Source organism: Vibrio sp. 1874 (assembly GCF_033344395.1).
Classification (GTDB): Bacteria; Pseudomonadota; Gammaproteobacteria; order Enterobacterales; family Vibrionaceae; genus Vibrio; species Vibrio alginolyticus.
In genome coordinates this window covers 375,095-392,721 of the sequence record NZ_JAWPOR010000002.1, presented here as the reverse complement: position 1 = coordinate 392,721, position 17,627 = coordinate 375,095, and the positions used below count along the sequence as shown (strand labels likewise).

The 17,627-nt window shown below is 44.8% G+C and carries 14 protein-coding genes and 1 pseudogene; 6 read left to right on the top strand and 9 right to left on the bottom strand.

Annotated elements, in window-relative coordinates; all coding sequences use genetic code 11:
- Positions 1-363: 363 nt before the first annotated feature.
- The 7 genes and pseudogenes from R8N46_RS05805 to R8N46_RS05775 form a co-directional block, all read right to left on the bottom strand.
- A pseudogene (locus tag R8N46_RS05805) lies at positions 364-544 on the bottom strand (IS5/IS1182 family transposase); the annotation flags it as partial.
- Positions 545-751: 207 nt separating this feature from the next.
- On the bottom strand, positions 752-1,162 hold the full coding sequence (locus R8N46_RS05800; RefSeq protein ID WP_225452424.1) for a hypothetical protein: 411 nt from the start codon (positions 1,160-1,162) through the stop codon (positions 752-754).
- Between the two features lie 1,177 nt (positions 1,163-2,339).
- Positions 2,340-3,383 carry a GMP reductase gene (locus R8N46_RS05795; protein WP_005373458.1) on the bottom strand — a complete coding sequence of 348 codons (1,044 nt, stop codon included), beginning with the start codon at positions 3,381-3,383 and terminating at the stop codon, positions 2,340-2,342.
- A 436-nt stretch (positions 3,384-3,819) separates the two neighbouring features.
- Positions 3,820-5,361 carry an NAD(P)H-hydrate dehydratase gene (locus tag R8N46_RS05790; RefSeq protein WP_115386550.1) on the bottom strand — a complete coding sequence of 514 codons (1,542 nt, stop codon included), beginning with the start codon at positions 5,359-5,361 and terminating at the stop codon, positions 3,820-3,822.
- A gap of 86 nt (positions 5,362-5,447) precedes the next feature.
- Positions 5,448-5,885, bottom strand: a complete 438-nt coding sequence (locus R8N46_RS05785) for a PAS domain-containing protein (protein ID WP_005373463.1) — start codon at positions 5,883-5,885, stop codon at positions 5,448-5,450.
- The gene (locus R8N46_RS05780) at positions 5,885-6,889 is read right to left on the bottom strand and encodes a response regulator (protein ID WP_005373466.1); all 1,005 of its coding nucleotides are present in this window, start codon (positions 6,887-6,889) and stop codon (positions 5,885-5,887) included. The genes R8N46_RS05785 and R8N46_RS05780 overlap by 1 nt, the downstream gene beginning before the upstream one ends.
- A gap of 367 nt (positions 6,890-7,256) precedes the next feature.
- The gene (locus tag R8N46_RS05775) at positions 7,257-8,165 is read right to left on the bottom strand and encodes an aldo/keto reductase (RefSeq protein ID WP_005387688.1); all 909 of its coding nucleotides are present in this window, start codon (positions 8,163-8,165) and stop codon (positions 7,257-7,259) included.
- A 95-nt stretch (positions 8,166-8,260) separates the two neighbouring features.
- Here R8N46_RS05775 and R8N46_RS05770 point away from each other — a divergent pair, with 95 nt between their 5' ends.
- Complete coding sequence (locus tag R8N46_RS05770; RefSeq protein ID WP_005387686.1) at positions 8,261-8,674, top strand: helix-turn-helix domain-containing protein; 414 nt, start codon at positions 8,261-8,263, stop codon at positions 8,672-8,674.
- Here the strand turns inward: R8N46_RS05770 and R8N46_RS05765 are convergent.
- Positions 8,655-9,269, bottom strand: a complete 615-nt coding sequence (locus R8N46_RS05765) for a hypothetical protein (RefSeq protein WP_005373472.1) — start codon at positions 9,267-9,269, stop codon at positions 8,655-8,657. The two genes, R8N46_RS05770 and R8N46_RS05765, sit on opposite strands and share 20 nt — an antisense overlap.
- Positions 9,270-9,739: 470 nt before the next feature.
- On the opposite strand from R8N46_RS05765, the gene clcA reads away from it, so the two are divergent.
- Together clcA and R8N46_RS05755 are read left to right on the top strand one after the other, a co-directional pair.
- Positions 9,740-11,143: a H(+)/Cl(-) exchange transporter ClcA gene (clcA, locus tag R8N46_RS05760; protein WP_005373473.1), complete on the top strand. Its 1,404-nt coding sequence runs from the start codon at positions 9,740-9,742 to the stop codon at positions 11,141-11,143.
- 261 nt (positions 11,144-11,404) lie between these two features.
- Positions 11,405-12,352, top strand: a complete 948-nt coding sequence (locus tag R8N46_RS05755) for a TDT family transporter (RefSeq protein WP_005373475.1) — start codon at positions 11,405-11,407, stop codon at positions 12,350-12,352.
- Between the two features lie 45 nt (positions 12,353-12,397).
- Here R8N46_RS05755 and folE read toward each other — a convergent pair whose 3' ends face one another.
- Positions 12,398-13,051 carry a GTP cyclohydrolase I FolE gene (gene folE / locus R8N46_RS05750; protein WP_005373478.1) on the bottom strand — a complete coding sequence of 218 codons (654 nt, stop codon included), beginning with the start codon at positions 13,049-13,051 and terminating at the stop codon, positions 12,398-12,400.
- Positions 13,052-13,338: 287 nt separating this feature from the next.
- On the opposite strand from folE, the gene moeA reads away from it, so the two are divergent.
- From moeA to R8N46_RS05735, 3 genes are all read left to right on the top strand, one after another.
- On the top strand, positions 13,339-14,574 hold the full coding sequence (moeA, locus tag R8N46_RS05745; RefSeq protein WP_017635208.1) for a molybdopterin molybdotransferase MoeA: 1,236 nt from the start codon (positions 13,339-13,341) through the stop codon (positions 14,572-14,574).
- Positions 14,575-14,583: 9 nt separating this feature from the next.
- Positions 14,584-15,333 carry a molybdopterin-synthase adenylyltransferase MoeB gene (moeB, locus tag R8N46_RS05740; RefSeq protein WP_065275195.1) on the top strand — a complete coding sequence of 250 codons (750 nt, stop codon included), beginning with the start codon at positions 14,584-14,586 and terminating at the stop codon, positions 15,331-15,333.
- A gap of 176 nt (positions 15,334-15,509) precedes the next feature.
- Entirely contained in the window at positions 15,510-17,615 is a 2,106-nt protein-coding gene (locus R8N46_RS05735; protein ID WP_213910141.1) for an LruC domain-containing protein, read from the top strand.
- Positions 17,616-17,627: the final 12 nt, after the last annotated feature.

The following is a 17,627-nucleotide window of genomic DNA, read 5'->3' as shown; positions in this document are numbered from 1 at the left end:
CTTCACTTGAAATGTATTCCTCAGGCTAAAATAGCTTGAAGAATACAGGGGGATTTGATGTGATGAACGTATCTCCTATCTAGCTTCGTTGCGCCAAACTAATGGCGCACTTAGTATGAGTAGAAGTAACGGACAGCGTGTTGACAAAATCGGTCGAACCTTTCCAATGCTGAATTCTGCGATTTGATCTCATATGTAGATAGTTCAAGTCTCAACTCTATCTTAATGCACTTAGTAGCTTTGATGTGATCTTCGCACCTCCCTTCTAGCACCGTTGTACCAAACTAATGGTGCAACCAGTAAGAACAGGAGTAATCATCATGTCTATTAACGTTGTCGCATCGATATAACCAAAAACCTCTTTCAAGTATGCGTGTTGAGTGCTTTGATAATGGCGTATGCCTCCCCAACTTGTGCGTTGTAATTTCGAAGCGTGAGTGAAGCGCCTAGTAGTTGTTTTACGCGATACATAGCGGTCTCCGACGATGAAGGCCTGTGGTAACCATACTTTCGTTCCCACTTTTTTCGAACCATAGAGCTTTTGGTAAGAAAACAACTTCTCAATGTTTCACCTGAGCATAATCGCACCGTCAGCAATATTAATTATGTGTTAGTTAAATTGGTCAAGAGCGGTTCAACTTCAGTTGCAGTCGAAATATTGGAATCAATCTTAACTGTAGGTATGGAAGTCACGGACTTAGGTTATTTATCTAATGAGTTACTGAGCAAACATCGAGATTTACTTAACCACCTAATTACAAGGTGGTTCAAACCCTAGGTAAAAACCAATAACAACTTTGCTGTAACAATCAACTAATTGAGTAAGCCAAGGCCGGCCCAATGACTTGCAATGCTCTTCATGTACAACAAAGCGTTCCACCACCGTATGATCTATTTCTACCCTCTCAAAGACGTAAAAACTCAACATCTTTTTCCCCATCCGACGAAACTCTATTTTCACGACTCGCTCCCCCTTCTCCGCGGTCAGTAATTCGAAAGGGGCCTTCTTTTTAACCCGTTTCCGAAGGGATTCATAAGTTGGGTATTTGTACTTCGTTCCATTGTTCAGATTATGCTGACGTAATTGCCTTCGCACGCGCTTGTAGGCCCTTCTGATACGCGCTTTTCGCCCAAAGATAACTTTTTCTACAGCTTGTTTCATCAAAGCATCAACGAATGTTAGTTCTAGACTTTACTATTACCCTTATCTTTATTCCTTGGATCTATATGATCAGATACTCTGAAAACCAACCACCGGTGTATTGATATTGCACTTGGAATAATCCTGTCATATAACCGTTGTAGTACAACACGATGTGGTTCAATAGTCTTTGGAATGATTTTTCGCACTTACAGTGCTAAATAACGAAGAATGCTTAGACGAAAAGTAATTTGAGTGGCTATATTGTCAGGAAATGCAGATATATCTCGATATGTTTCTTCATCAACATCGCTGGTATCGACACCCTCTCATTTGGCTCAGGCTTTTCTTGCTGAAGTGCCGACTTCCGATGAAAACTCGAGAACGATTTCTTAGGCATAACAACCCAATTCAGATTCGAGAGGAGGTGAGGTCTCTAAGCTTGTTTTCAGTAGGCTTCGAGAGAGCAAATCACACAGGAATGGAAATATTTTTCTTCCATTTAGACAGAGGTGATGTCCTAAACTTTTCGCTGTTTGGGTACCATTCAGTTTTAACATCGTAAGGAGAGTTTGATGAAAGTGGTTCGGTTATCTCTTGAGGAATATCGATGCAAAAGTTTAAGGTTGCTAGAGATAACCTCATCCAGTATTTCTTCCTCTGTAACCAGTTCTAGATCCAAACCTAACGCAAACGCGCCTTGTACTTTTGCTTCCCATTCACATTGAAATGCCGATTTTGAACTCTCCATATCGGATTTTACTTTATACAGCGTATATTCACCGGTATCAAACTGATACTAGAAAGTCTGGAACATAGGTATGGGTTTTGCTATTGAAGCAGTATGAAAGCCGTATCGGCTAGGAGCAAAAACGAACGATGCTAAGCTCGAAATCAAAATGATAACAAGCGGCACATTCTAAAATGATTCTACCGTGACTCTTTTTCCCATCTTAGCACTGACGTAACGGTGTATGTTTTTCACGTGATTTAGTTTAGTTTCGAGCAGGAGTGTCAAACGCAGTTTCAAGTTAAAGCAGGCTGGCTGTAGAAGGGGAAGGTAAAGCAGACATAAAACTGCCTCTTCAAAAATGTCATAAACATAAAAAGCAATAGACTTATGAAGAGGCAATATCAAATTATGGTTGCACCAAGTATCAATATATGGTTGCTTTTACACTTTTTACATTCAGTCGATTTACTCTTTACCGAACACGTTGTTCTCTTGTTCTTGAACGCGGATGAATGTAGTACGCTTGGTTAGCTCTTTAAGCTTTGCTGCACCTACGTATGTACATGTTGAGCGAACGCCGCCAAGGATGTCTTGAATAGTGCCGTGAACACTACCACGGTATGGCAATAATACGGTTTTACCTTCGGCCGCACGGTAGCCAGCGACACCACCTGAGTGCTTGTCCATCGCGCTCTTCGACGACATGCCATAGAATTTCATGAACTTCTCGCCGTCTTTCTCGATCACTTCGCCGCCTGACTCTTCGTGACCCGCTAGCATCCCACCTAGCATTACGAAATCCGCGCCACCACCGAATGCTTTCGCTACGTCACCCGCACAAGAACAGCCACCGTCACCGACGATCATGCCACCAAGGCCGTGCGCTGCATCACCACACTCGATGATTGCAGAAAGCTGCGGGTAACCAACACCCGTTTTTACACGAGTTGTACATACAGAGCCTGGGCCGATACCCACTTTAACGATGTCTGCACCAGCTAGGATTAGCTCTTCACACATATCACCAGTAACCACGTTGCCTGCAGAAATGACCTTGTCTGGGAACTCTGCTCGCACGCGTTCAACATACTCGACCAAATGCTCTGAGTAACCATTTGCAATGTCGATACAAATGAAAATAAATTCATCTGAAAGTGCCATGATGTCTTTGGTTTTTTGGAAGTCTGCATCAGATGTTCCCGTAGACACCATAACGTTATTCATGGTTACTTTATCTGCTGATTTAGCAAACTCAGCCCAATCTTCTACCGTGTAATGTTTGTGAACAGCGGTCATTACACCATGCTCAGCCAGCGCTTTAGCCATTGCAAAGCTACCAACCGAATCCATGTTTGCTGCGATTACTGGCACACCAGACCATTGACGACCACTATGCTTGAATGTAAAATCGCGGGTTAAATTTACTTGAGAACGGCTCTTAAGGGTAGAACGTTTCGGGCGAAACAGTACATCTTTAAAACCTAACTTAAGTTCTTGTTCGATACGCATTGTGTAATTCCTTGATTCATATGTATATGTGTCATTTCAGAGTGCGTAGTGACTTCGTTGGCAGACGAGTTCACTGTTCTTCGGACACAAAAAAACCGGAGCGTTGGCAGACGCTCCGGTTTTCAGCATTATAGGCTGTGATTTATTTCCTACAAGTCTGATATTTGAATTTTTTTTGTGATACCATCTTGAAAATCGCATATCAAAAACGCTCCCCAAGTTACCAAAACCTCTTATTATTTATAACTATCAACAACTTGAGAAAGCACTTAAGTTAACCCATTGCGCAAACCTTTGCGTCATATCTTAAAAATTAAAACGCATCACCTCTCAAATCTGCCTAAAACTCAATCACCTAATACTAAGATGCCCTGCTAATTCGTAAAAAAGTACTCAAAAAAATCGACCAATTTTCTCAGCAATGCATGAAATCTAATTAATTTCGATAGAGCTCTTGGGTGATAGCGGTACGAAGAGTGCTAACGACATCACTTGCCAAAAGACCAATTTGACCATTCTGACTCACGTTTATATCAGCAGCATGACTGTGAAGTACCACACCTAAACGTGCGGCAACAGAAATTGGTAAACCTTTGGCTAGTAATGCACCAATGACTCCAGATAACACATCTCCCATTCCCCCCGTCGCCATTCCGGCGTTACCCGCTAGACAGACGTACATTCTCGTTCCATCGTAAATAAGCGTCCCCGCGCCTTTTAAAACCACTACACCGCCATAACGCTCTTGCAGTTGTCTTGCAGCAGAGTATCGGTCACTTTCTATTTGTTGAATGGTTACATTTAGTAGTCGAGCTGCCTCTCCAGGATGCGGCGTGATCACTCGATGGTTGTCGCACACTAGAGTGCCATCGCATCGCTGGCTCAGCATCGCTAGAATATTGAGGCCATCAGCATCAACAACTTTAGGTTTCTGCTCTTGAGCCAGATATTGATAGGCTTGATAAGCCCACTCATCATCTCCAAAGCCAGGACCAAACACTAATACGTCAGCCCAGCGTATGCGTTTAGTTAAGTCGTTCTCAGTATCCCTGAGCAAGTCAGTGGTGATGCTCTGGCTCATTACTTCTGGGCAACCAACCTGCAGTGGAATAAGGCTACTCGTGTGAGTAATTGCGGCAGTTAAACCCGCTCCGGCTCTAATCGCAGCGGAGGAACATAAACGAATCGCCCCAGACATCCCTTGATTGCCACCAACACAAAGCAACTTCCCGTTGTCACCTTTATGGACCGTTGGATTTGGCTTGGGCATTAATCTTGAAACAACCTGATGATCAATACCTAATGCACTTTCTACTTCGATAGTATCAAACTTAGTATTGACGCCTAAACCACAAAAGTAGAGCTCGCCAACTCGATCTCTCGCTTGTCCAGTGCATAAGCCTTGCTTAACCCCAATAAAGGTTACAGTATGCTCGGCACGAATAGCATCACCTAAAACTGCACCTGTATTAGCACACAGACCAGAAGGAACGTCGACTGCAATCACAGGGGTATGAATTTGATTAATTTGGTCAATATAGCGACGATACTCCGAACGAACCTCACCGCTTAAACCAGTACCTAACATGGCATCAATGATCACATCCGCCTCTAGCAATGCGGTATTCCATTCATCCCAATCATTGTTAACACCGTCGATTGACTGCCAATCTTGGTATGCGCGCAAAGCATCACCTTTTAGCGCAGATACATCACCAATTTGGAAAACATGTACATTGAGTTGAGCTTGTTTCGCAAGAGATGCAAATACGTAACCATCGCCACCGTTATTCCCTTTACCGCAAATCACTAAGATATTTTTTGATTTAGGATACAGATGTAAAAAGCGCTCATACACGGCCATACCAGCGCGTTGCATTAAGCTATACATAGAAACACCAGCCATTTGCGCAGCCAGCGTTTCACCGTTTTTTACTTGCTCTGCGGTGTAGAGTTTTAGGGCGAGATTAAAGTCCATATTCACGTTCTACGCATTGGGAAACACAATTATAAGTATACAAAAAAGCCAGGGCGGACCTTGGCTTTTGAGAAAGTTTTTTATCGCTATTGATTCTGAGACATCAGAGCTTCAGCCGTCGCGTCTTGTATAGACAAAAACAACGAGTTGATTTTTCCAGTCGGTGTGCGCATTGGGTTCAACGTAACATTCTGGTACATAAACTCCGCTTGCTGCGTGACTGGTCGAACATTGCGACAGCAAAATAAGTAAGGTCGTTGTCGCCATGTGATGAAGCTGCGACAGCCTAGGTCATACACTGGTTTTGTTTTTAATTTAAACCACTCCTGTGGGATTTCAGGGAAGATATCAAATATAGAACGACCTATCGCATCATGAGACTGCAAACCACTGTGATGAGTCATAAACCCATTCCAGACCTGTACATTGTAATCTCGATCAATGACCACTAAGCCCATGTCGACGTTTTGTACCATATCCACCATCCAATGGAATTGTTCAAACTCTGCTGGCATATTCAACATTAGAACTCCTCCATTAGATAAGACAGTTTGTTATCAAGCAGCGGCAAGGATTCATCCACAAACATAAACAACAAGTCACAACGAATCGACGTCCCTTCAATGTTGTAGCTCACTTCGAATGTCATCGTGCGGCTGAATGCTCCAGTTGTAGATTCAATGATCGAGTCAATTGAGATATGCTGACCAAGGAGTACTGGTGGACTTTGGAAGAATCGGACTTCAGACTGCTCGCCTAAACCATTTAAGAACGACCCCACCAAAATATTAGAAATATCCATTAGCAGCTCAAGCTCTTCTAACTCTTCGCTGTCTGCTGGTACTTTCATCAACTTTTTGAGATCAGATACGCTTGAGTCACTCAAGATCACTAGCGCTTCGCCAGCAATACCTTCGCCACAAAATCCCTGACAAACACCCGATACGTTGTCATGCGACGCCAAGTCGCGTAGGGCCATGTGAAGTTCGCTCACTTCAAAGATATTGACGTTCGGCAAAGGTAGTTGCACAAACACATCAAAGTGACGCGCCAACGCATCGGCTGCTCGACCAATTGAAACGTTAGCCACTTCCATGTAAATATCGCGACGACGTAAAATCGGTAACTCAATAGAGACAGGCGTGATAATTTGAGGACGAGGTTCTGGCTCGACCAACTCTTTAAGCGCCTTCTTGAGTTCATCTTTGGCGATCGGTTTTTGAATAAACGCTTTTGCACCCAGTGCGAACACGCGCTCTTTCGCTTTAGGTTGGATATCCCCCGACACCACAACCACCGGAGTTTTATCCCCCAACCGTTGCATGTGCTCTAGTGTTTCAAAGCCATCCATTTCTGGCATGGTCAAATCAAGAAACATCAATTTAAACTCGTTTTTTTCGAGTTCTTCTAGCGCGTTTTTTCCGTGGATAGCAAACGTAATATCGGCATTCAATGTGGCTGGTAGTGATCTCGCCATCTGTTTGCGTGCTAACGCTGAATCATCACAGATGAGTACGGGAAAAGACATTCAATCACCTTTTTATATTCCACAATCTGCGCCGGAGTCTAACAGATTGTTACAGCATGTAATACGAGAAAACTGACGAGTTTTTTATTTCTTTATTATTCGATAAGCATACGCAATATGAATGAATGAGTGAACAAAATGACTAAAAAGCAAGCATCACATTCGCTGTTTAGTGACATAAAACAAACATGGGTAAAACTCCTCCACCCAAAGTAAGCAAAAAGTTGCAGCTAACATCCAAAGCCCATTTTTGCTCGAATTTCATTCTTTCCATTTCCATAATGGGTAAACAGTAACGCGCTAAAACTAAAAAGGCACCCTACTAGAGGATGCCTTTAATAATAATTTCATCGATAAGATATCAATTCTATGGCACACCATGACCTTTAGAAGCCACCCATACGCGATACCATTGCTCTCGAGTAAGTTCGATGTTCAATGCATTAACTGCAGTTTGCACACGCTCGATTTTACCAGAGCCAATGATTGGAATAGGGTTAGATGGCAAACGACGTACCCAGGCATAAATTACTTGGTCAATACTCGCTGCGCCCACTTCTTCACGAATTGCTTCTAATTCGTTACGGACACGAACAGCTTGCTCACTGTCACCACTAAAAATTGAACCACCACCGAGGCAAGACCAAGCCATTGGTCGCGTGCGCAACATTTGCATTTGATCAAGCGTTCCATCGTGAGCAACCTCAAAGTTAAGTGGGTTGATTTCCACTTGGTTAGTAACCAACGGCTTACCTAAGCGAGATTGCAGCAGTTCAAACTGGCGTGGAGTGAAGTTAGACACGCCAAAGTGCTTCACTTTGCCGACTTTATGAAGCTCAGAAAATGCTTCTGCAACCTCGTCTGCATCCATTAACACGTCAGGACGATGAATTAAAAGTACGTCGATTTCATCCACATTCAAACGTTCTAGCGAGTTATTCACCGATTGGTAGATATGTGCTGAGCTCGTGTCGTAGTGATTGATCTTACGCTCTGGCGTTTTATCGCCACACAAATTGATGTCGCATTTCGTCACGATCTGAATTTGCTCACGAACACTCTTGTCTAAAGCTAGCGCTTCACCAAACAACGCCTCACACTCGTAATTACCGTAGATGTCGGCGTGATCGACTGTCGTAATGCCTAACTCAATGTGTTGCTTGAGGAATGACAAACGCTCTTGAGCCGTCATTCCCCACTCAACTGCACGCCAATATCCTTGAACCAGCTCTGAGAACTCTGGGCCTTTTGGTGCAGTTACTACTTTTGCAACCATGGGTTTTCTCCTTCAATTGATCTGCATTCATCGTAGTCTTGTTTTCGTACCGGCTCAACGGGTAAACTTTCGCAATTCGAACTGGAGTACGAAATATGTCTTTTGCCCAACGCCTAGCCACCCTGATCGGAGAAGAAAGCATCAGCGGGTTCGCTCGACGCGTCGATGTGTCTGAAGCTTTAATACGCAAATACCTTAAAGGCAGTGAACCTAGCCTAACCAAAGCAAATCAAATTGCAATGCGCGCCAATTGCTCTCTCGAATGGTTAGCAACGGGATGTGGTTATCTATATCGCCGTGCTGAAGTCGTGGATATGGATGCGTACAAACTTGCCTTTCAACACGTTATGAATCAGCCGTTGTCAGACGATGCAGAAGAGCTACACCGCAAGCTAATCGCAGGCTATCAATACCTGCGCGCTCACAAAAAATCGGATGGTTTTTTGGACGAATCTGCAATGGCGACCTTCCTATCTCTCCATAAAGAATCTAAAAACGAGTCACTTTGACCTCGATAATTTCGCCATCACTGCGCAATTGCACATTTAAGGACGGTGATGGCGTCAGAAACTCGTCCGGTTTTACCCAAAGCAAACTTCGAATCGTTTCTTGTGGATAGCGGTTCATCAACAAAATAACTTCTTTATCGACAAGCTCGGAAGATTTCTTTTCCAGAGCTTCAACGACATCATAGTGTTCTTGTCCGATAGTAACTCTGCGTAAAACTAACCCATCCTTTCTTAAGTTGAGAAGTAAGTCATTCAGACGCTGCCACTCGTATTCAGTAAGAAACGAGAACTGAGCACTTTCTCTTCTCAAAATCACTTCACCATACAAGTGCTGCTGGTAGTACGAAAAATCATCCAAACAAAATGCGCTGATAAACGTTGAGTTGTCTCGCAACTGCACTTCGCAACCATACCAGCTTCCACTTTTTTCTATACGTTCTTTTAGATTGGAATATGGCATTGCTGACAACGTGTCTTGCCACCAGCTCGGCGTTGAAAGTGCCGGAAACGTTACCGAACAACAACATAAAGAAAGTAAGAGTCGAAGATAAAAGCGCATGCACTGCTCTAGTTGGTTGACATCGAACCAAGACATTACTGACTGCAAGAAAATGTTCAAGAGAAAAATAGTGGCAGGTGGCGATGAAAGTTATGGTGATGAAAGTTATAACGCAGAAATTAAGAAGGCGCACATGTGCGTGCGCCTCTACCTCGTTACTCAATCGTGAGTGTGCGAATCGGCGATGTCTATTGATGCATCCCGGACATAAAACGAGGACTTACCGTAGGGTTTGAATCCATCCAAATTGTGTGTAAAACCTCACATCCCTCCTTCTGAAGCAGTCATGTTGCTTTACATTTAAAGCATGGTTCATTTTTCTCAAAAAACAAGTTTTTTATCCTAAATTATGAGAGCAATAGCACAATCTGAGTGAATGAATAATATCGCGACACTTCGAACACTCAATAGTGAAAAGCTAAATTGCATCTTTATTGATTAGGTCTAGACTCTGCGAAGCGTATACTTTCTTTCGTACCTTCCCCCAGCAACAGGAGAGCTTGTTAATGACCAAACGCGAGAGAATTGTGAAATCTGTGTTAGCGCACGTACCGAAAGATGCGATTAACCAGTTTGTCTCTCGAGGGTCAACACCATTTTCTGTTCTCATTATGGCCGCCATTGTGGGTACGTTGGCTGGTTTTGTCGGTACGTATTTCGAGCTTGCCGTTCATTTCGTTTCTGAAACACGAACAGAATGGTTAAGAAGCGAAATTGGTAATGTTCTACCATTGTGGCTGGCAGCGGTTCTCATTAGCGCACTTTTAGCTTTTATTGGCTATTTTCTTGTGCACCGCTTTGCGCCAGAAGCGGCAGGCTCTGGTATTCCTGAAATCGAAGGGGCAATGGATAATATTCGTCCAGTGCGCTGGTGGCGAGTTCTACCAGTAAAATTCTTCGGCGGCATGGGCGCACTTGGCTCAGGTATGGTGCTGGGTCGTGAAGGCCCAACCGTTCAAATGGGGGGCGCTGTTGGTCGAATGGTGACCGATATATTCCGCGTAAAGGATGACGATACCCGCCACTCCCTGCTCGCGTCTGGTGCTGCTGGTGGTTTGGCTGCGGCCTTTAATGCCCCACTCGCAGGCATTATGTTCGTTGTGGAGGAAATGCGACCTCAGTTTCGCTACTCTTTGATCTCAATTCGTGCAGTGATCATTTCTGCCATTATGGCGAACATAGTGTTTCGCGCCATCAACGGGCAAGACGCCGTTATCACTATGCCGCAATACCAGTCGCCAGAGCTTCAAACCCTATGGCTATTTTTATTGCTTGGCGCATTGTTTGGCGTGTTTGGCGTGATCTTCAACAAACTGATTACCGTGGCACAAGACAGTTTTGTCGCAATTCACAAAAACGATCGTAAGCGCTACTTGATTGTGGGTTCGTTACTGGGAGGCGTGTTTGGCTTGCTTCTTTTGTACGTACCCCAACTAACTGGTGGTGGTATCGGCCTTATTCCTGACATTACTAACGGTAACTACTCGGTATCCATTTTAGTTTTGCTTTTCTTTGGTCGTGTAATTACAACCCTGCTCTGTTTTGGTTCTGGTGCGCCGGGAGGCATCTTTGCACCTATGCTTGCTCTGGGAACCTTATTTGGCTATGCGTTCGGAGCAAGTGCTGATGTCTTACTCCCTGCGCTTGATATCGAGCCTGGTGTATTTGCGATTGCGGGCATGGGTGCCCTGTTTGCAGCAACGGTACGTGCACCGATTACAGGTATTCTGTTAGTGATTGAAATGACGAATAACTACTACTTAATCCTGCCATTGATCATTACTTGTTTGGGCGCTGTGATTATTGCTCAATTGTTGGGTGGACAACCTATTTACAGCCAGCTGCTGCATCGCACAATCAAAAACGAAAAGTTACGCCAACAGGATCTACCGGAGAATCAATCAACATAACATTCTCTTTGTTATCACTTCGCTCCAGACTATCGAAGGGTTTGGAGCGATAAACTCTGCATTTTTACATCTTTTCCCAAATATTCGATACCAAACTCACAAAATTATCATTCTCTGATATTTGCTCACCACCTTTCATGAGAAACCCCTCTCCATACTTGTTAGTATTCGCTACTTAAATAGAGCATTTCATCCAAATCGTCATGTTTCGTTTCATTCAGGCAAAAATCAAATGGAGTAGATTTGAACTGGAGAAGATTTGTGCAGTTTTATAGTGTCCCGCCGTCTCAAGCCGCGTTGGCACTAGGTATGATAGGTTTAGGGCAAGCTTGGGCACTCTATGTTCCTGAGATTGGTGAACCGATACGTCCATTTTTGGCGTCACTCGGCGCACTTTTACTCGCCCCTGTACTCATAAAATATGCCGCTAATCCACGATTATTCATGGTCGACATTCGTCACCCGCTGAGTGGTAGTTTAATGGCACCAATGAGTATGGCGTTACTGATCCTTGCAGATTACCTTGCCGCTGTAGCGCCTATCATCGCTTATCCACTTTGGTTTATGGCGCTTTTGCTGCATTTTACTATGATGGTGCTGTTTTTTAGCTTTCAGCTAATGAACTTCAAAATGTCCAATATCGTACCGAGTTGGTTTCTTTATCCGGTGGGGCTGATCAGTAGTTCACTAGCCGGTTCTCAACTAGGTCACAACTTATTTTCCGAAACGTTAGCGATGATGTGCATCGGCATTTATTTCTTCATGCTGCCACTCGTGTTGTATCGTTTGGTGTTTTTCGGCTCTCTACCAAGGCGAGCAAGACCGACCCTCGCGATTATGGCCGCGCCGGTAAACTTGTCATTAGCAGCATACTTGGTGAACTTTCCCTTACCTGATCCGATACTGACAGGCGCATTGGCCGGGATCGCCATCACTATGACTTTATTGATCTACTTATGTTACTTCCGCTTACTTCGCTTGAAGTTTCAACCTTCTATCGCGGCAGTAACCTTTCCTTCCGTGATCAGCGCTATCGCAATGCATCGCTTAACCTCTTTTTTTGCCGAATCGCACCCTCACTGGCACTGGCTACACGACTTTGGTTTTCTAGAGCTCAGTATCGCGACTGTATTGGTTGTTTGGGTATCGGCAGGTTACGTCAAAATGTATTGGCCAGAAATCATGAAGTCATTTTCTAAACAAGCATAAAAAAAGGATGGCGTTTGCCATCCTCTTAGAATAGTACTTGGTTACCTAGCGTAAACCGTGCAGAAATTCGGCACGCGTTGCTGGGTTGCTCTTGAAGATGCCACCCAATGCAGTTGTTGTCGTTTCGCTGGTTGCATCCATCACACCGCGAGATTTCACGCAGTAGTGTGTTGCGTCAATCGTCACTGCCACATCATCGGACTCAAGCAGCGTTTGAAGTGCAACAAGAATCTGCTGAGTCATACGCTCTTGTACTTGTGGACGCTGAGCAAAGAAGCGAACGATACGGTTGATCTTTGACAGGCCAATGATCTTTCCACGTGGAATGTAAGCCACAGCGGCCTTGCCATCAATGGTCACAAGGTGGTGTTCACAAGTACTGGTTACGGTGATGTCCTTCACGCGAACCATCTCGCTCACGTTCATCTTGTTCTCAATCACTGTGATTTTAGGAAAGTTGGAGTAATCCAGACCAGAGAAGATTTCGTCAACGTACATCTTAGCAATGCGGTGAGGGGTTTCTTCTAGGCTATCGTCGGTAAGGTCAAGTTGAAGTAGACCTAAGATCTCACGCATGTGGTGTTCGATCTTCTCTTTCTTCTCTTCACGACTTACGTTGTTTGGACGCATTGGCGTTTCCAAACCGCGTTGCTCTAGCGCTTCTTTTACTAACTTCGCTGACTCGCTCAGACCTGACATTCCACTTCCTCTTTTGTTTTACTTCAGCCTTCGTACAAACCCAATCAAAATTGCATTCATACTTTTCGCTTTGAGTTGCTCAGTTCGTGTCTTTACACCAAGTCACATCAGATGAAGGTACTGAGCTGATTTTCTTGAGCTCCGCAGGTTTTTTACCCCTTTTGGATGGCTGACAAGGATACTCGGATTTTTGAATAATTACACCCATATTTTATAGGTGGACATTCTTACTCAGTCCCCTTTTATGGTAAAGTTGCCACAAAACAAAAGAACACAGGATTTTCTCAATGGGCTGCTGCGACGCACCTGGCTTGATGCCAATTGAAGAAGCGATGGACAAAATGTTATCGCGAATCAAACCTATCCAAACAACGCTTTCTCTTCCACTTGCTGAAGCACTCGGTTTTGTACTGGCAGAAGACATCCTGTCTCCTATTCACGTACCGCCATTCGATAACTCAGCAATGGATGGCTACGCTATTCGCATTCAAGATCTTGAGTCATCTTCTGTATTGCCTCTGGCAGGTAAATCATTTGCAGGACAACCTTTTGAAGGTGAATGGCCTCAAGGTACCTGTGTTCGCATCATGACTGGCGCAAAAATCCCACAGGGTTGTGATGCCGTTATCATGCAAGAAAACACTGAAGTAACAGATGCTGGCATTCAGTTCAACCAAACCGACGTGAAGCCACAAAACAACATCCGCCCAACAGGTGACGACATCAAACAAGGCGACATCGTACTGGCAAAAGGTGCACGTTTGACACCTCGCGATATTCCGATGATTGCGTCGCTTGGTGTTAGCCATGTGACAGTAGTACGTAAGCCAAAAGTTGCTTTCTTCTCTACTGGTGATGAACTTAAACCACTGGGCGAACCGCTAGACGAAGGTCAGATCTACGACAGCAACCGTTACGGTATTAAACCACTTATCGAGAACTTCGGTTGTGAAGCCGTTGATCTTGGTATCATTCCAGATTGCCCAGAGACTCTGAAAGCAACCTTTGAACAAGCGCAAACATTGGCAGATGTGGTTGTGACCTCAGGCGGTGTTAGTGTGGGCGAAGCGGATTACACCAAAGACATTCTTGAAGAGCTTGGTGAAATCGGTTTCTGGAAGTTAGCAATCAAGCCGGGTAAACCTTTCGCATTTGGTAAGCTAAGTACAGCTTGGTTCTGTGGGCTGCCGGGTAACCCTGTTTCTGCAGTTCTTACTATGTACGTGCTTGTTCAACCAATGCTGGCAAAACTTGCAGGCCATACAGAATGGAAAGCACCCGAATCTATTCCAGCAACAACCAAAACCGCCTTTAAGAAAGCGCCAGGTCGTACCGATTACCAACGTGGTATCTATACATTGGAAGATGGCAAGTTTGTCGTTGAAACAACCGGTAACCAAAGCTCTGGTGCATTCCGCTCAATGAGCCTAGCGAACTGTTTTGTTGTATTGGAACGTGAACGCGGCCGAGTTGAAGTGGGCGAAACGGTTCAGATTCAACTATTCAACTCAACCCTTTACTAGGAAGACGTTGTGGATATTCTTTCCAATCAGGAAATGTTGCGTTACAACCGCCAAATCATTCTTCGTCAGTTTGACTTTGAAGGACAAGAAGCACTCAAACAAGCATCGGTATTGATGCTTGGTGCTGGCGGTTTAGGCTGCGCATCAAGCCAATATTTGGCGACTGCTGGTGTCGGTAAAATCACGCTGATTGATGATGATATCGTCGAGTTGTCTAACCTTCAGCGCCAAGTGCTGCACCACGATGCGGATATTGGTCGTAAGAAGGTAGACTCGGCGGCCAATGCACTACGTGAACTTAATCCGCACATTGTCGTAGATACCATCGCAAAACGTCTTGATGATACCGCGTTAGAGAGCCTGATTAAGCAACACACTATTGTTGTCGATGCATCAGATAACGTCGATACGCGCAATCAACTTAACCGCCTATGTTTTGCGACTAAAACACCGCTAATTTCAGGCGCGGCTATTCGTATGGAAGGCCAAGTGAGTGTGTTTACTTACGACGACCCAACTCAACCATGTTACCAGTGCTTAAGTGCCCTCTTCGGCAGCGGTGCGTTAAGTTGTGTCGAAGCCGGAGTCATGGCTCCTGTTGTGGGTATTGTTGGCGCAGTACAAGCGATGGAGACGATCAAAGTGATTGCTGATTACGGCCAACCAAAGAAAGGCAAAATTCTGATTTTGGACGCGCTCAGCATGTCTTGGCGAGAAATGAATCTGATGAAAATGCCCACCTGTCCGGTTTGTAGTTAGTTCTGCACCTCTAATCATTCCCAAAAAGCCCAACTCGATGTTGGGCTTTTTTCTCATTTTGACAATCAGATTTAAAACCCTTCTTCTTACAAATATTAACCCAATAAAATTCAACAACTTAAAAGTTGGCACATTCCTTTCATTGCATATATCACGAACCAATGAGAGGGCGAATTATGAAAAGGACATCACTACTACTTGGGTCTCTAATAGCGAGCTCTTATGCACAAGCGGCGCCATTTGACACATGCCCAAGCAAAGCATACCTGTTCCAATCAACCCCGGTTCAAATCTATGGCGTCAATTTGGTTACAGGTTCTACGACTCTTTTAGAGGACGACACAGGTTTGGCTTCGGGCATCAACGGTGTAGGCTTTAACTTCACTGACCGTTATATCTACGGCTACGACACCACAAACAAAAAGATTGTTCGCCTTGGTCAAGACTTCCAAGCAGAGACACTTGATGTTTCGGGTCTTCCTACCGACCACACGTTTTACGTAGGTGACGTTTACAACCACGTCTACTACTTGTACCGCAAAGGCAAAGGACTTTTCTCCATTGACCTTTCTCCGCTCGATTCTGATCCAAATGCGACATTGAGCATCGTGAAAATCAGCTCAACAGCGACTGTGAACCTAACCGACTTTGCATTCCATCCAGGTGATGGCTCCCTTTACGGCATCGACAACAACTCTGGTGTGCTATATCAGTTCAACCCATCAAATGGTAGCGCAACTGCGATAGGTGACACAGGTGAGAAAGGCACATTTGGTGCTGGCTACTTCGATGTAAACGGCAACTACTACGTCTCACGTAACCAAGACGGAAAAATCTATCGCGTTGACCTTTCGGAAGGTAACGCAGCCAATATCGCAGCAGGTATCGTTCCTGCGGTTGAGTTTGTATCCAACGGTCCAAGCTCAAGCCAAAATGACGGTGCACGTTGTGCAAATGCTCCGGTGATTAACGAAGACGAGCCAATTGATTTCGGTGATGCTCCAGACAGCTACCACACAACACTTGCGTCAAACGGTCCTCGTCACGAAGTGGACGGTGCAACTTGGCTTGGCTCTGTTGCTCCAGATGGTGATGCCGACGGTCAAGCAAACGACAACTCTGTGGGCACAGCCGATGAAGATGGTGTTGGTTTTGTATCCGCACTTGATCCAGGCTTAAGCTCAATTGTGAATGTGACAGCTTCTACTTCTGGCTACCTATCAGCATGGTTTGACTGGAACCGCGATGGTGACTTTGATGATGAAGGTGAGCAAGTCTTTACCGACCAATTACTGTCTGCGGGTAATAATCCCCTACCGTTTGTAGTTTCAACCGCTGCAACGGAAGGGTCTAGCTGGAGCCGATTCCGCTTTAGCCAACAAACCGGATTAAACTACGATGGTGGTTCGACATCTGGTGAGGTGGAAGATTACCCAATTACCATCACTGGTAATGGTTACTCAGTGGAATATTTCCCGAGTGCAGAAGATTACGCCACCGTCGCTTACGAAGATAACTGGCCATACACCGCAGACTACGACATGAACGATGTGGTCGTAAAATTCCGCATCACCGAAACCAGTCTTGCGGGTCATGTTGAGAGTATTCAAATTACTGGCGACCTAGCGGCTTACGGTGCAAGTTACAAAAATGGCTTCGCAATCCGACTACCGGGTGTATTGAGAAGCTCGATTGAAAACGGATTAACAACACTATCCTTCAATGGTGTAGAACAAGCATCTAATGGCTTGGAAAGTATTTCTGATGAAGCAATTTTCATCATCAGTGAAGACTTAAGCACACACGCAGCGAGCAGCTGTAGCTACTTCCGCACAGAGTCTGGCTGTGATGATAACGTCTCACTCACCTTTACCTTGAATGTGTACTTCACTGAAGGATCTGACCGTTCAGCCATTCAAGCCATGCCATACGACCCGTTCATCTTTGCAACACCGGGCACTTACCATGGCGATGGTATTACTTTCCAACCAGGGCGTAAGTGGGAAGTTCACTTAGCAGACCAAGCACCAACAGAACAGTTTGATGACCAAAACCTCTTCGGTGTCGGCGTCGATGCAAGTGACCCTGCACAAGGTGTGTACTTCAAAACAGCAAACAACTTACCTTGGGCACTGTTAATAGTAGAAGATTGGGATTGGCCGCTAGAGCGTGTAGACATGGTCGATGCATACCCTCACTTCCAAACTTGGGCTGAGTCTGGTGGCGAACTAAGCACAGATTGGCACACCGCTCCAACACCTAACAAATGCTACATTCCATAGGGAGATAACATT

Coding starts and splice junctions, on each gene's coding strand:
- moeA (WP_017635208.1), top strand. CDS start 13,339: ATGGGCTGCTGCGACGCACCTGGCTTGATGCCAATTGAAGAAGCGATG.
- R8N46_RS05735 (WP_213910141.1), top strand. CDS start 15,510: ATGAAAAGGACATCACTACTACTTGGGTCTCTAATAGCGAGCTCTTAT.
- R8N46_RS05775 (WP_005387688.1), bottom strand. CDS start 8,165: ATGGTTGCAAAAGTAGTAACTGCACCAAAAGGCCCAGAGTTCTCAGAG.
- R8N46_RS05785 (WP_005373463.1), bottom strand. CDS start 5,885: ATGTTGAATATGCCAGCAGAGTTTGAACAATTCCATTGGATGGTGGAT.
- R8N46_RS05770 (WP_005387686.1), top strand. CDS start 8,261: ATGTCTTTTGCCCAACGCCTAGCCACCCTGATCGGAGAAGAAAGCATC.
- R8N46_RS05795 (WP_005373458.1), bottom strand. CDS start 3,383: ATGCGTATCGAACAAGAACTTAAGTTAGGTTTTAAAGATGTACTGTTT.
- R8N46_RS05800 (WP_225452424.1), bottom strand. CDS start 1,162: ATGAAACAAGCTGTAGAAAAAGTTATCTTTGGGCGAAAAGCGCGTATC.
- clcA (WP_005373473.1), top strand. CDS start 9,740: ATGACCAAACGCGAGAGAATTGTGAAATCTGTGTTAGCGCACGTACCG.
- folE (WP_005373478.1), bottom strand. CDS start 13,051: ATGTCAGGTCTGAGCGAGTCAGCGAAGTTAGTAAAAGAAGCGCTAGAG.
- R8N46_RS05780 (WP_005373466.1), bottom strand. CDS start 6,889: ATGTCTTTTCCCGTACTCATCTGTGATGATTCAGCGTTAGCACGCAAA.
- R8N46_RS05765 (WP_005373472.1), bottom strand. CDS start 9,269: ATGTCTTGGTTCGATGTCAACCAACTAGAGCAGTGCATGCGCTTTTAT.
- R8N46_RS05790 (WP_115386550.1), bottom strand. CDS start 5,361: ATGGACTTTAATCTCGCCCTAAAACTCTACACCGCAGAGCAAGTAAAA.